The following is a 12,503-nucleotide window of genomic DNA, read 5'->3' as shown; positions in this document are numbered from 1 at the left end:
GGCAGAGGGGCCCTCGATCAGGCGAGGTAGTCGCGCAGGGCGTCGGCGCGCTGCGGGTCGCGCAGCTTGGCCATCGTCTCGCGCTCGATCTGGCGGACCCGCTCGCGGGAGAGACCGAACTGCTTGCCGATCTGCTCCAACGTCCGGGGCTGGCCGCCGTCGAGGCCGAAGCGCAGCACGACCACGTCGCGCTCTCGCTCCTCCAGCGTGGAGAGCACGTTGCGCACGTCGCCCTTCATCATCTGGAAGGCCACGGCGTCCTCGGCGACCGCGGCGTCGGCGTCCTCGATGAAGTCACCGAGGCGGGACTCCTCGTCGGCACCGACGGTCTGGTCCAGCGACACGAGGTCGCGGGAGTACTCCAGCAGCTCGGTGATCCGCTCCGGGGTCATGTCGAGTTCGAGGCCCAGCTCCTCGGCGGTGGGCTCGCGCTCGAGCTCCTGGTGGATCCGGCGCCGGGTGCGCACCACCTTGTTGACCTGCTCGGCGAGGTGCACGGGCAGCCGGATGGTGCGGCCGGAGTCGGCCATCGCGCGGGTGATGGCCTGCCGGATCCACCACGTCGCGTACGTCGAGAACTTGAAGCCCTTGGTGTAGTCGAACTTCTCGACCGCCCGGATGAGGCCGACGTTGCCCTCCTGGATCAGGTCCAGGAACGTCATGCCGTGGCCGGTGTAGCGCTTGGCCACCGAGACGACCAGGCGCAGGTTGGCCTCCAGCAGGTGCCGCTTGGCGGCCTTGCCGTCGGCGGCCAGCGCCTTGTAGTCCCGCTGCAGGGCAGGGGTCAGCTGCCGCTCGGCCAGCAGGCGCTCGGCGTAGAGCCCGGCCTCGATCCGCTTGGAGAGCTCGACCTCCTGCTCGGCGGTCAGCAGCGCGGTCTTGCCGATGGTGTTGAGGTACACCCGGACCAGGTCGGTCGACACCAGGCCGCTGGTGTCCGGCTCGCGGCGGGGCGAGCGGACCTCGAGGGTGTCGGTGGTGGAAGACTGCAGCAGCGTCACGATCTGTCTTCGTCCTTGCCTTCGGATCGGATGCACACCGTCGGTCGTCGATGGCGACGGTGCACCCCGGGGCGTCGGGGGGTGGGGCCGCTCGGCCGGCTCTGGTCAGCCGGTGAGCCCCCGCTCTGTGTGTCCCTGTGGTACGCCCTGTCCAACGGCCCCGATGGGGTCCGGTGTTCCACGGATGCCCGTTTCACAGCAAACGCACAGGGCGTGTGTCGTGTCACGTCCCCATACCCCGCCCGGACGCCGGTCAGACCTCCAGCAGCAAGGTCATCGGCCCCTCGTTGACCGACGACACGAGCATGCTGGCCCCGAACACCCCCGACGCCACCGCGCTGCCGCGACGGCGCAGCTCGGCGACCACCTCCTCGACCAGCGGCTCGGCCACCTCGCCGGGAGCGGCGTCGGCCCAGGAGGGACGGCGGCCCTTCCGCGTGTCGGCGTAGAGCGTGAACTGGCTCACGACGAGCACCGGCAGGCCGAGGTCGCCCACCGACCGGGCGCCGTCCCCGGTGGGGAACACCCGCAGCTCGTGCACCTTGCGCGCCAGCGCCCGGGCCCGCTCCGCGTCGTCCTCGCGACCCACCCCGACCAGCGCCAGCAGTCCGCGGCCGATCTCCCCGACGACCGCGCCGTCCACCGTCACCGCCGCCGTCGCGACCCTGCTCACCACCGCGCGCACCCGGCCATCCTCCGGCCGGCCGGATCGGCGGGCGTGCCGACCCTCTGGGCCGGAGGACGTCGCGGCCGGCGTGCAGCGCCGCGGTGGCGAGCACCCCGGCGGTCCCGAGGTGCACATCGCCGGCCCCACGGACCGCCTGCCTCCACCCCCACGGCAGACGCGGGCTCGGGCCGCTGAGCGACGATCCGGTCGCGCTCAGGCGTCGAGGTCGTCGGCGAAGGTGCGGAACCCGCTCCGCCGGGTGTGCGTCGACCAGAGCGTGTCGGCGAGCACAGCGGGGTCGGTGCCGGGGTGTCCGGGGGTGATCGCGCCGGGGATGATCAGCTGCCCGACGTGGATGCCCTCGCGCCCCATCGGCGGGATCGGGGAGGCCCGCTCGACACGGGCGACATGCCGGGCCGACCGGGCCGCCGGTGGACTCGGTCAGCTCCGTGTCCCGGACGATGGCGGCGGTGGCAGGCCTGCCCGCTCGCGATGACCTGGTCACCGGGGCGGGGAGCAGGTGCAGCGCCGTCAGCGACCTGCGGTCTGGCCGCCGTCGACGACCAGGGCGTGGCCGACGGTGAAGCCGCCGAGGTCCGAGCACAGCCACAGCACGGCCGAGGCGATCTCCTCCGGTCGGCCCATCCGGCCGATCGGCTCCTGGCTGATCATGGCCGCGCGGCCGTCGGGGATGCCGCTGGAGACCCGGCCGATCATGGCCGTGTCGATGATGCCGGGGCAGATGGCGTTGATGCGGATGCCGGCGTCGGCGTACTCCAGGGCGGCGGACTTGGTCAGGCCGATCACGCCCCACTTGGCGGCGGCGTAGCCGGCCTGTTCGGCGATGCCGATGACGCCGGCGCCGGAGGAAGTGTTCACGATGGCGCCGCCGCCGGCGACCTGCATCAGCGGGATCTCGTGCCTCATGCACGAGAAGACCCCGGTGAGGTCGACGTCGATGATCCGGTGCCATTCCTCGGTGGTCAGGTCCGCGAGCGGGGTGTGCGACTGCTCCACCCCGGCGTTGTTGAACGCGATGTCCAGCCGGCCGAACGTCTCGACGGTGTCGGCCAGCGCGGCCTGCACGTCGCTGTCGCTCGTGACGTCACAGGTCAGTGCGAGGGCACGACCGCCCTGCTCCTCGATCAACCGGGCGGTCTCGCGGACGTCGTCCGCCGGGATGCCGGCGACGGCGACGGCGGCGTCCTCGGCGGCGAAGGCCAGCGCGGTCGCCCGGCCGATGCCGCTGCCGGCACCGGTGACGAAGGCGACCTTGCCGGTGAACCGGGAACCAACTGCGTGCGTCATCCTGGGCTTCTCCTCGTTCGTCGGTGAGCTGTCCGTGGCGGGCGGCGACGGCACGTCGCCGGTCGTCGGTGCCGGGGACCGCTCCCTCGGCCGACGTCGCGCAGCGGCCCCGCCCGGCCGGAGGGACGTGGCCGGGCGGGGCCGGGCGTCAGCGCAGAGTGCCGGTGTCGATGACGAACCGGTAGCGGACGTCGGAGGCGAGCACCCGCTCGTAGGCCTCGTTGACCTGGTCGGCGGCGATGACCTCGACCTCGGCGCCGATGCCGTGCTCGGCGCAGAAGTCGAGCATCTCCTGGGTCTCCGCCAGGCCGCCGATCATGGAGCCGGCGTAGGTGCGCCGGCCGCCGATCAGCGACATGACGTTGAGGCTCAGCGGCTCGGCCGGTGCCCCGACGTTGACCAGCGCCCCGTCCACGCCCAGCAGCGACAGGTACGCGTCCACGTCGATCGAGGCGCTGACGGTGTTGACGATCAGGTCGAACCGGCCGGCCAGCTGCGCGAACGTGTCCGGGTCGCTGGTGGCGGCGTAGTGGTCGGCGCCGAGCCGCAGGCCGTCCTCCTGCTTCTTCAGCGACTGGGACAGCACGGTGACCTCGGCGCCCATCGCGTGCGCGAGCTTGACCGCCATGTGCCCCAGCCCGCCGAGGCCGACGACCGCGACCTGCTTGCCGGGCCCGGCGCCCCAGCGGCGCAGCGGGGAGTACGTGGTGATGCCGGCGCACAGCAGCGGCGCGGCGGCCGCCGAGTCGATGCCCTCGGGCACCCGGAGGGCGAAGTCGGCGTCGACCACGACATGGGTCGAGTAGCCGCCCTGGGTGGTGGTGCCGTCCCGGTCGACCCCGGCGTAGGTGGCGACCATGCCGCCCCGGCAGTACTGCTCGTTCCCGTTGCGGCAGTTGGCGCACTCGCGGCAGGAGTTGACCATGCAGCCGACCCCGACCCGGTCACCGACCCGGTGCCGGGTGACGGCGGACCCGACCTCGGCGACGACGCCGACGATCTCGTGCCCGGGCACCAGCGGGTACGGCTGCGGGCCCCACTCGCCGCGGACGGTGTGGATGTCGGAGTGGCAGATGCCGGCGTGCGTGACCTCGATCAGCACGTCGTCCGGGCCTACGTCCCGGCGCTCGATGACGATCGGGACGAGCGGCTCGGCGGCTGCGGGGGCGGCGTAGGCGTTGACCTGCACGGTGGTGCTCCTCGTGGGTTGCGGTGATCAGGTGGGACGGGCGTCAGTCGACGGTCGGCGCGGCGCCGTACTCCTCGTCGGTGACGGGGGTCGACCAGTGCACGACGGCGTGGTCGGCGTCGGCCTCGTTGATGGCCAGGTGGACCATGAGCCGGTTCGGCGCGGCGCCGTGCCAGTGCTCCTCGTCGGCCTCGAACAGCACGCGGTCGCCGGGCCGGACGACCTCGATCGGGCCGCCCCGCCGCTGGCACAGGCCGACGCCCTCGGTGACGAACACGGTCTGGCTCAGCGGGTGGCGGTGCCAGTGGGTGCGCGCGCCGGGCATGAAGTGCACCAGGTTGGCGCTGAGCCGGGACGGTGTCGGCGCGGCGGCGACGGCGTCGATGTAGACGTCGCCGGTGAACCACTCGGCCGGACCCTTGACGGTGTCGACCGAGCTGCGGGTGATCTGCACGGCGGTCGTCCTCAGGGACGCAGCAGCGTCTTGATCGAGCGGCGCTCGTCCATGGCCCGGTAGCCCTCCGCGGCCTGCTCCAGCGGGAGCTCGAGGTCGAAGACCTTGCCCGGGTCGATGGCCCGGCTCCAGATCAGGTCGATCAGCTCGGGCAGGAACCGGCGCACCGGGGCGGGCCCGCCGTGCAGGTGGACGCCCGAGAAGAAGAGCTCCTCACCGGGCAGCTGCACGTCGTGGGAGACGCCGACGTAGCCGACGTGCCCGCCGGGGCGGGTCGCCCGGATCGCCTGCATCATTGACTCCTGGGTGCCCACGGCCTCGATCACCGAGTGCGCACCGAGCCCGTTCGTGAGCGTCTTGACCTCGGCCACCCCCTCGTCGCCCCGGGTGGTGACGATGTCGGTGGCGCCGAACTCCCGGGCGAGCTGCTGGCGGGACTCGTGCCGGCTGAAGGCGATGATCCGCTCGGCGCCGAGCTGCTGGGCGGCCAGCACGCCGAGCAGGCCGACCGCGCCGTCCCCGACGACGGCGACGGTCCTGCCCGGACCGGCCTCGGCGGCGACGGCGGCGAACCAGCCGGTGCCCAGCACGTCGGAGGCGGCCAGCAGGCTCGGCACCAGGTCGTCGGAGGGGATGTCCGGGGTGGCGACCAGGGTGCCGTCGGCCAGCGGGATGCGGGCGTACTCCGCCTGGGTGCCGATGGCGCCCACCAGCTCGGCGTGCACGCAGCGGGACTGGTAGCCGGCCAGGCAGATCTCGCAGGTGTTGTCGGAGGCGAAGAACGAGCCGACGACGAACTGGCCGGGCCGGATCGTGCGGACCTCGCTGCCCACCTCTTCGACGATCCCGACGTACTCGTGCCCCATGGGCGCGGGCCCGTCGACCTGCTCGATGCCCCGGTAGGGCCACAGGTCCGAGCCGCACACGCAGGCGGCGGCCAGCCGGATGACCGCGTCGGTCGGCTTCTCGATCCTCGGCGCCGGGCGGTCCTCGACCCGGACGTCGCCGGGGGCGTGGAGAACGACTCCTCGCATGGGGTGTCCCTTCTGGGTGGCTGGGCTGACCACTCCAGGGAACCCTGCCCGCGGCGCGCGCGGGGGGTCGGGTTTGTGGGGGGTAGAACCACGACCTCTCTGCACCGGCGCATCGCCGTACCGTCGATCCGGTGGACAACCGTTCCGACATCCGCGACTTCCTCACCACCCGGCGGGCCCGGATCACCCCCGAGCAGGCCGGGTTGCTGCCCGGTGGCGGTCGGCGGCGGGTGACCGGCCTGCGCCGGGAAGAGGTCGCCGTCCTGGCCGGGGTGAGCACCGACTGGTACACCCGGCTGGAGAAGGGCCACATCGCCGGCGTCTCCGAGGACGTCCTGGAGGCCGTGGCCCGGGCGCTGCAGCTCGACGAGGCCGAGCGGCGTTACCTGTTCGACCTCGCCCGCGCCGCCCGGCCCAGCCGAGCCGTGCAGCGGCGCGGGAAGGTCCAGGTGCCCCTGCGGGTGCAGTGGATGCTCGACTCGATGAGCGACTCGGCGGCGTTCGTGGTCAACGGCCGGATGGACATCATCGCCGCCAACACCCTCGCCCGCGCCCTGTACTCGCCGGTGTTCGACACCCCGCGCCGGCCGGCGAACATCGCCCGGTTCCAGTTCCTCGACCCGCGGGCGCGGGACTACCACACCGACTGGGACGGCGCGGCCAACGTCACCGTCGCACTGCTGCGCGCCGAGGCCGGCCGCGACCCGCACGACAAGGACCTGCGCGAGCTCGTCGGAGAGCTGTCGACGGTGAGCGAGGAGTTCCGCACGCGCTGGGCGGCACACAACGTGCGCATCCACCACGCCGGGGCCAAGCAGTTCCGCCACCCCGCGGTCGGTCTGCTGGAGCTCGTCTACCACACCTTCGACCTGGCCACCGCCGACCAGGGGAAGCTCTCCATGACCGTCTACACCGCCGAGCCCGGGACCCCGTCCGAGGACGCCCTCAAGCTCCTGGCCAGCTGGGCAGCCACCGGGAGCGCCGAGCAGCCACCTCTCGGCCCAGCAGCCGATCGGGTCATCTGAGTACCGCCCAGCCGACGGAACCGGGCACATCGTGCGCCAGACCGGTGATCTGCCCGCTCCATCCCGTCAGCGCCGGGAGGCGGTCGTCGCTGAGCGATCGTGCGGCGCACTGCCCGGGTGCCGGAGCTCCGACTCACCCAGGACCCCGCGGCCGACGACCTGCTCGGCCGCGGGCCGCTGGCCCTGCTTCCGGGGATGCTGCTGGACCAGCGCATGCGTCAACGAAGCAGCTGAACGCAGGAGCGACTACGCCCGCACCCACCGCATCCGGCGTCCCGTCGTGGGCTCTTGTGTCACTTGCGCCAGAACAGGTGGTGCGTCACGCCGCTCGGGCTGGGCACGACGTCGAGGTGGAAGCGGTCGAGCAGCTCGTCGGGTGAGGTCCAGAGCCGTACGCCGGAGCCGAGCTCCACCGGTGAGACCGCTACGTGCATGGTGTCGACGAGGTCGGCGTCGAGGAACTGCCGGATGACGGTGGCCCCGCCGCCGAGTCGGACGTCCCGGCCCTGGGCCGCCTCCCGCGCCTGGTCGAGGACCGTGGCCGGGTCGGCGCCGACGAAGTGGAACGTGGTGTCGGAGAGCGTGAACGACGGGCGCGGATGGTGGGTCATCACGAACACAGGGGTGTGGAACGGCGGCTCGGCACCCCACCAGCCCTGCCACTCGTGGTCCTCCCAGGGGCCACGCTGGGGACCGAACTTGTTGCGGCCCATGATCTCGGCGCCGATGTTGCGGGCGAAGTCCCGGGTGAAGTAGTCGTCGAGCCCGCGGCTGCCGCCGGGATCGGTGCGGTTGGGCCAGCTCGCCGTGGCGCCGGCCCAGGCGAACAGGTCCCCGGGGTCGGCGTGGCCGAACGGTCTCTCCAGGCTCTGGTGCTCACCCGCTCCGAATCCGTCGCTCGAGACGGTGAAGTTCTGGACTCTGAGCAGCTGGTCCACGTGGCTTCCTCCTCGCGCGGTCGATGACAGGTGGACCGCCGGTAAGGGGGGAACTCATCGCCGCGCGGGAATGCGGTACGCAGGGGGTACCGGGCTGCGGCCGGCGATGCCCGAGCTGAGAGCTCAGGATGCGGCCTGCGCGGCGGGAAAGACGCCGTGTCGGCCGCTGGAACTGCCCAGCCGTCCGGCCTGCACCTCGGCCGGACCGCGTGGCAGAGGTGGCCGTCGTCCGCGGCCGGGCGGTGCGCCCCGGTCCGCGGCCATCGCAGCCACCGTGTCGGCGGGGCCGGAGTCGTTCCGCGGCAGCCCGGTCGGACCCACCCTGCCCCCGCGCGGTCGAGCCGACTGCTCAGCACCGGTGCATCGGACCTCTCACAGCCGAGCGGCTCCATCAGGGCTGGCGGTAGCCGCCACAGCGGCCAGACGTCATCCTCCCGGCGGGTGCGGCAGGATCGCGAGCGTGCCGACCCTGCGCCTGACCCAGGACACCGCCGCCGACGAGCTGCTGAGCCGCGACCCGCTGGCACTGCTGCTTGGGATGCTGCTGGACCAGCAGTTCCCCATGGAGCGCGCCTTCTCGGGGCCCCGGCTGCTGGCCGACCGCATGGGCGTCGACACCCTCTCGGCGGCCGACCTCGCCGACGCGGACGCCGAGCAGGTGACCGCGTGGTTCCAGGGGCCGCCGGCGGTGCACCGCTATCCGGGCTCGATGGCCGCCCGCACCCAGGCGGTGTGCCGGCTGCTGGTCGAGCGCTACGACGGCCGGGCCGAGCGGCTGTGGGCCGACGTCCTCGACGGGACCACCCTGCTCAAGCGCATCGGGCAGCTGCCGGGCTTCGGGCCGCAGAAGGCCAAGATCTTCGTCGCGCTCCTCGGCAAGCAGTACGGCGTCACCCCGCCGGGCTGGCGCGAGGCCGCCGGCGACTACGGCCAGGAGGGTTCCCGGCGGTCGGTCGCGGACATCACCGGGCCCGGGTCGCTGGCCGAGGTGCGGGCGTTCAAGCAGGAGGCCAAGCGGGCGGCGAAGGCGGCCGTGACCTCCTGAGATGCAACGCCGGGGTGCCTGCATGGCCCGCGATCCGGTGGCACGATGGGCGGCAGACCCCGGGCTGCGCGGGGACCCGGACGCCGTCGGGACGCCGGGCGCCGCAGCCCACAGAGGGGGATCCGTCGTCCCGGGGGGCGGCGGAGAGGAGGAAGCCCGTGGCCTCGAGCCAGCAGCCCGCTCGACCCCGCCGGCCGGAGCCGGTGCTCATCACCGAGGCAGCACCGAGCCTGGCCGAGCAGCACGCCGCCCGGAAACGGCGCTACGTGATCACCATGGCGGTCCGTGCGGTCAGCCTGGTGCTGGCGGCGGTCTTCTACCAGACGCTGTGGCTGGCGATCATCTTCGCCGCGCTCGGCACCGTGCTCCCGTGGATCGCGGTCATGATGGCCAACGACCGTCCGCCGAAGAAGAAGCTCGACGTGAACCGCTACGCCCCGCCGCGGCCCGACCGCATCCTGGAGAACCCCGCGCGTCCCGGCCGGGTGATCGAGCACTGAAGGAGGACCCCTGCCCTCACCGGCCCTTGCTGGGGGACCTCAGCGGGCACCGGGCCGGGCGACCACGGCCGCGGCCCGTGCCAGGCCGGCCTCCAGTGCCGTCCCCGGGTCGCCGTCCGGGGCGGCCAGCCACACCGACAGCAGCCCGGCGGTGAACGCGTCGCCGGCGCCTGTCGTGTCGACCACCGTCGCCGGGTGCGCCGGGCGGTGCACCAGCCGCTCGCCGGAGGCCCACAGCGCGCCGTCGGGGCCCAGCGTCACGACGGCGACCGGGTGGCGGGCCGCCAGCGCCCGCGCCGCCCCGGCCGGGTCGGCGCAGCCGGTGAGCAGCCGTGCCTCGTCCGCGTTGGGCAGCACGAGCGTGGCGGCCGCGGTGTCGGCCAGCCAGCGCTCGACCCCGTAGGCGGCCAACGGCCCGGTCGAGGCGGGGTCCACCGACACCGTGCCCCCTGCCGCGCCGGCGGCAGCCAGCGCCGCCAGTCCTGCCGCGCGCGGGCCGGGGGCGAAGAGGGTGTAGCCGGACAGGTGCAGGTGCCGGCCCGGCGGCGGGACGTCGTCGGGCGTGAGCGCGAGGTTGGCGCCGCGGTCGGCCAGCATGCTGCGCTGCCCGCCGGGCTCGACCAGGCTGACGATCGTCCCGGTGGCCGCACCCGGGACGACGTGCACGGCCGGCGTCACCCCCGCGGCGGCCAGCTCCGCGACCAGGCCGGTGCCCGCGGCGTCGTCCCCCACGCAGCCGGCGAAGGTGACCGGCGTACCCAGCCGGGCCAGGTGCACCGCGACGTTCGCCCCGGCACCCCCGCCGTGGCTGCGGATCGACGCGGGCCGGTCCGAGCCGGGCGCGGGGCCGCCGTCCAGAAGCACGACGACGTCGGTGGCGAGGTCCCCGACGACCACGACGTCCGGCACGGTCAGCAGGGGAGAGCGGGCAGGGCGGCCGCGATCCGGCCGGCGAGCTCCGCGTTGCGCAGCACCAGCCGCACGTTGACCGCGAGCGTGGCGCCATCGCTGGCCCGGTGCAGGTGGTCGAGCACGAACGGCGTCACCGCCTTGCCGCGCACCCCTCCCTGCGCCGCTGCGGCCAGCGCGTCGGCGATCACGCGGTCGTGCAGGGCGGGGTCGAGCTGCTCGTCGTCCGGCAGCGGGTTGGCGACCACGACGCCGCCCGCGGCCAGGCTCCGCCGGGCGCAGAGGACCGCGGCGGCCTCCTCGGGCGAGGACACCGCCCAGTCCACCGTCGCGCCGGAGTCGGCGACGTAGAAGCCGGGGAAGGTCGTCGTCCGGTAGCCGACGACGGTCACCGACAGCGACTCCAGCCGCTCGAGCGTCGCCGGGACGTCGAGGATCGACTTCACCCCCGCGCAGACGACCAGCACCGGCGTCCGGGACAGCGTGGTGAGGTCCGCGGACTCGTCGAAGGTGTCGGCCGCCTCCCGGTGCACCCCGCCGAGGCCGCCGGTGGCGAAGACGCCGATCCCCACGGCGGCGGCGAGCAGCGCGGTGCTCGAGACCGTCGTCGCCCCGCTGCGTCCCAGCGCCAGCGCCACGGGCAGGTCCCGGACGGCGAGCTTGGCCAGGTCGGGGTCGGCGCAGACCCGGTCGAGCTGGTCGGCGGTCAGGCCGACGTGCGGCGCGCCGTCGAGGACCGCGACGGTGGCCGGGACCGCCCCGCCGGCGCGCACGGCCGCCTCCACCTCGTCGGCCGCGGCGCGGTTGTCCGGCCGGGGCAGCCCGTGGGCGAGCAGGGTGCTCTCCAGCGCCACGACCGGCCGGCCGGCGGCGAGCGCCTCGGCGACCTCTCGGGAGAGAACGGGTGCCGGAGAGATCGGGACGGCGGGCGTACCGGGGGAGGCGGGCTGCACCCTGCCATCATGGTGGGCGGGGGGAGCCGCGCCCGGATGGCGGCTCCCGCGACCGTCCCCGACCCCAGGGAGCACCGCGTGAGCAGCACCGACATCCTCGAGAAGCCCGACGTCCGCGAGGGCGACACCGGCAACGCCGACGAGGTCTTCCACTACGTGCGGAAGAACAAGATCGCCGAGAGCGCGGTCATGGGCACGCTGGTCGAGGCCCTGTGCGGCGAGGTCTTCCCGGTGACCAAGAGCCCGAAGCCGGGCAGCCCGGTGTGCCCCGCGTGCAAGGAGATTTACGAGCAGCTGCGCAAGTAGGAGGCCCCCGGCCTCCCCACCTTCGTGTCGGCCGGGAGGCCGATGACGTCATCGCAGTTCCCTGGCGCGCTCCAGCTTGGCGGCCCGGCGGGCCTGGCTGCGGCGCTGGTGCCGGCGCAGCGGCGCGGGCCAGCGGGCCTGGACGGTCGCGTTGAGCTCGGCGCCCAGCAGCACCGACATCCCGAAGAAGAAGCAGAACAGCAGCACGGCGATCGGGGTCGCCAGCGCCCCGTAGGGCAGCGTGGTGGTGAGGATGTCGGCCACGTACGCGCGGGTGGCCAGCGCCGCGACGACGAAGAAGGCCACGGCCAGCACGGTCCCCGGCAGGTGCCGGTGCCAGGGCAGCCGCCGCGGCAGCACCACGTGGTAGAAGCTCGTCAGCGCCAGGAGCAGGCCGATCAGCACCACCGGCCAGTACACGGCGTTGACCAGCACCGTCGCGGTGCCCTGCCAGTCCGCCGGCAGGAGCGAGACCAGCACTCCCCGGCCCAGCACCAGCAGCGGCAGCGTGAGCACCGCCAGCAGCAGGCCGACGACGAACAGCCACAGCGCCTTCAGCCGGGTGCGGATCGGCCCGCGCACGTCCCGCTGGTCGTAGGCGATCACGACGGTGTTCATGAACGTCGCCGTCGCCGACGAGCCGGCCCACAGCGACAGCAGGAAGCCGACGCTCACCAGGTCCAGCCGCCCCGAGCGCAGGATGTCGTCCAGCGTCGGCTGCACCAGGTTGTCGACGACGTCCGGCGTCAGCACTTCGGTCGACGCGCGGACCAGTTCCGCCTCCACCTGGGCCACCGTGGCCTCGCCGATGAAGGTGCCCAGGTACCCGAGCGTGCCGAGCAGACCGATCAGCAGCGGCGGCACCGAGAGGATCTGCCAGAACGCCGCCTCGGCGGACAACCCGAGGATGCGGTCCTGCCAGGCCTTGGCGATCGTGCGCCCGAGCACCTGCAGCGGGACCCGGAGCGCCGCGGGCCAGTGATCCAGCCGTCCGCGCGGCGTCCTCCCGGGGACGGCGGTGGCGCCTGCGGGCCGCTCGTCGTCGTCGGCACCGTCCTCGGGGTGTCCGGCGCCGGCCGGTCGACCCCCGGGCAGGACGGTGCGCACCGCCCCAGTGTGCACGCCGGTCGGCGCCCCGACCCCCTGGCCAGGCGGAGCAGCGCCCGACCCGTCC

At 73.8% G+C, this 12,503-nt stretch carries 15 protein-coding genes; 4 read left to right on the top strand and 11 right to left on the bottom strand.

Going from position 1 to position 12,503, the window contains the following annotated elements; translation table 11 throughout:
* Nucleotides 1-17 precede the first annotated feature (17 nt).
* The 7 genes from sigB to ACWIX3_RS21010 all read right to left on the bottom strand — a co-directional run bounded on the left by sigB (nt 18) and on the right by ACWIX3_RS21010 (nt 5,653).
* Nucleotides 18-1,001, bottom strand: coding sequence for an RNA polymerase sigma factor SigB (gene sigB / locus ACWIX3_RS21040; protein ID WP_446767914.1), 984 nt, complete (start codon nt 999-1,001; stop codon nt 18-20).
* A 253-nt stretch (nt 1,002-1,254) separates the two neighbouring features.
* Complete coding sequence (gene dtd, locus ACWIX3_RS21035) at nt 1,255-1,686, bottom strand: D-aminoacyl-tRNA deacylase (RefSeq protein ID WP_448609293.1); 432 nt, start codon at nt 1,684-1,686, stop codon at nt 1,255-1,257.
* 195 nt (nt 1,687-1,881) lie between these two features.
* The gene (locus tag ACWIX3_RS21030) at nt 1,882-2,040 is read right to left on the bottom strand and encodes a hypothetical protein (RefSeq protein WP_448609292.1); all 159 of its coding nucleotides are present in this window, start codon (nt 2,038-2,040) and stop codon (nt 1,882-1,884) included.
* 159 nt (nt 2,041-2,199) lie between these two features.
* On the bottom strand, nt 2,200-2,976 hold the full coding sequence (locus ACWIX3_RS21025) for an SDR family oxidoreductase (protein WP_448609291.1): 777 nt from the start codon (nt 2,974-2,976) through the stop codon (nt 2,200-2,202).
* 148 nt (nt 2,977-3,124) lie between these two features.
* A complete protein-coding gene (locus ACWIX3_RS21020) occupies nt 3,125-4,165 on the bottom strand; it encodes an NAD(P)-dependent alcohol dehydrogenase (RefSeq protein ID WP_448609290.1) in 1,041 nt (346 codons plus the stop codon).
* A gap of 43 nt (nt 4,166-4,208) precedes the next feature.
* Nucleotides 4,209-4,619 carry a (R)-mandelonitrile lyase gene (locus tag ACWIX3_RS21015; protein ID WP_448609289.1) on the bottom strand — a complete coding sequence of 137 codons (411 nt, stop codon included), beginning with the start codon at nt 4,617-4,619 and terminating at the stop codon, nt 4,209-4,211.
* 11 nt (nt 4,620-4,630) lie between these two features.
* On the bottom strand, nt 4,631-5,653 hold the full coding sequence (locus tag ACWIX3_RS21010; RefSeq protein WP_448609288.1) for a zinc-dependent alcohol dehydrogenase family protein: 1,023 nt from the start codon (nt 5,651-5,653) through the stop codon (nt 4,631-4,633).
* Nucleotides 5,654-5,784: 131 nt separating this feature from the next.
* Between ACWIX3_RS21010 and ACWIX3_RS21005 the strand changes: the two genes are divergently transcribed.
* A complete protein-coding gene (locus ACWIX3_RS21005; protein ID WP_448609287.1) occupies nt 5,785-6,678 on the top strand; it encodes a helix-turn-helix transcriptional regulator in 894 nt (297 codons plus the stop codon).
* 293 nt (nt 6,679-6,971) lie between these two features.
* Here the strand turns inward: ACWIX3_RS21005 and ACWIX3_RS21000 are convergent, their stop codons facing one another.
* Nucleotides 6,972-7,616: a dihydrofolate reductase family protein gene (locus tag ACWIX3_RS21000; RefSeq protein ID WP_448609286.1), complete on the bottom strand. Its 645-nt coding sequence runs from the start codon at nt 7,614-7,616 to the stop codon at nt 6,972-6,974.
* Nucleotides 7,617-8,076: 460 nt separating this feature from the next.
* On the opposite strand from ACWIX3_RS21000, the gene ACWIX3_RS20995 reads away from it, so the two are divergent.
* Both ACWIX3_RS20995 and ACWIX3_RS20990 read left to right on the top strand, forming a co-directional pair.
* On the top strand, nt 8,077-8,661 hold the full coding sequence (locus ACWIX3_RS20995; RefSeq protein ID WP_448609285.1) for an HhH-GPD-type base excision DNA repair protein: 585 nt from the start codon (nt 8,077-8,079) through the stop codon (nt 8,659-8,661).
* 158 nt (nt 8,662-8,819) lie between these two features.
* Nucleotides 8,820-9,161 (top strand): DUF3099 domain-containing protein, encoded by a 342-nt coding sequence (locus ACWIX3_RS20990; RefSeq protein WP_448609284.1) that lies wholly within the window; start codon nt 8,820-8,822, stop codon nt 9,159-9,161.
* A 39-nt stretch (nt 9,162-9,200) separates the two neighbouring features.
* On the opposite strand, the gene ACWIX3_RS20985 is transcribed toward ACWIX3_RS20990, so the two are convergent.
* Both ACWIX3_RS20985 and ACWIX3_RS20980 read right to left on the bottom strand, forming a co-directional pair.
* Entirely contained in the window at nt 9,201-10,070 is an 870-nt protein-coding gene (locus ACWIX3_RS20985; protein WP_448609283.1) for a carbohydrate kinase family protein, read from the bottom strand.
* A gap of 2 nt (nt 10,071-10,072) precedes the next feature.
* Nucleotides 10,073-11,023 (bottom strand): pseudouridine-5'-phosphate glycosidase, encoded by a 951-nt coding sequence (locus ACWIX3_RS20980; RefSeq protein WP_448609282.1) that lies wholly within the window; start codon nt 11,021-11,023, stop codon nt 10,073-10,075.
* A 78-nt stretch (nt 11,024-11,101) separates the two neighbouring features.
* Here ACWIX3_RS20980 and ACWIX3_RS20975 point away from each other — a divergent pair, with 78 nt between their 5' ends.
* Entirely contained in the window at nt 11,102-11,329 is a 228-nt protein-coding gene (locus ACWIX3_RS20975; RefSeq protein WP_448609281.1) for a DUF3039 domain-containing protein, read from the top strand.
* Nucleotides 11,330-11,377: 48 nt separating this feature from the next.
* Here the strand turns inward: ACWIX3_RS20975 and ACWIX3_RS20970 are convergent, their stop codons facing one another.
* Nucleotides 11,378-12,436 (bottom strand): YihY/virulence factor BrkB family protein, encoded by a 1,059-nt coding sequence (locus ACWIX3_RS20970; protein WP_448609280.1) that lies wholly within the window; start codon nt 12,434-12,436, stop codon nt 11,378-11,380.
* Nucleotides 12,437-12,503: the final 67 nt, after the last annotated feature.

The sequence above is a fragment of the Geodermatophilus sp. URMC 60 genome (genome assembly GCF_053502585.1).
This window is presented reverse-complemented; position numbering and strand designations above follow the sequence as displayed.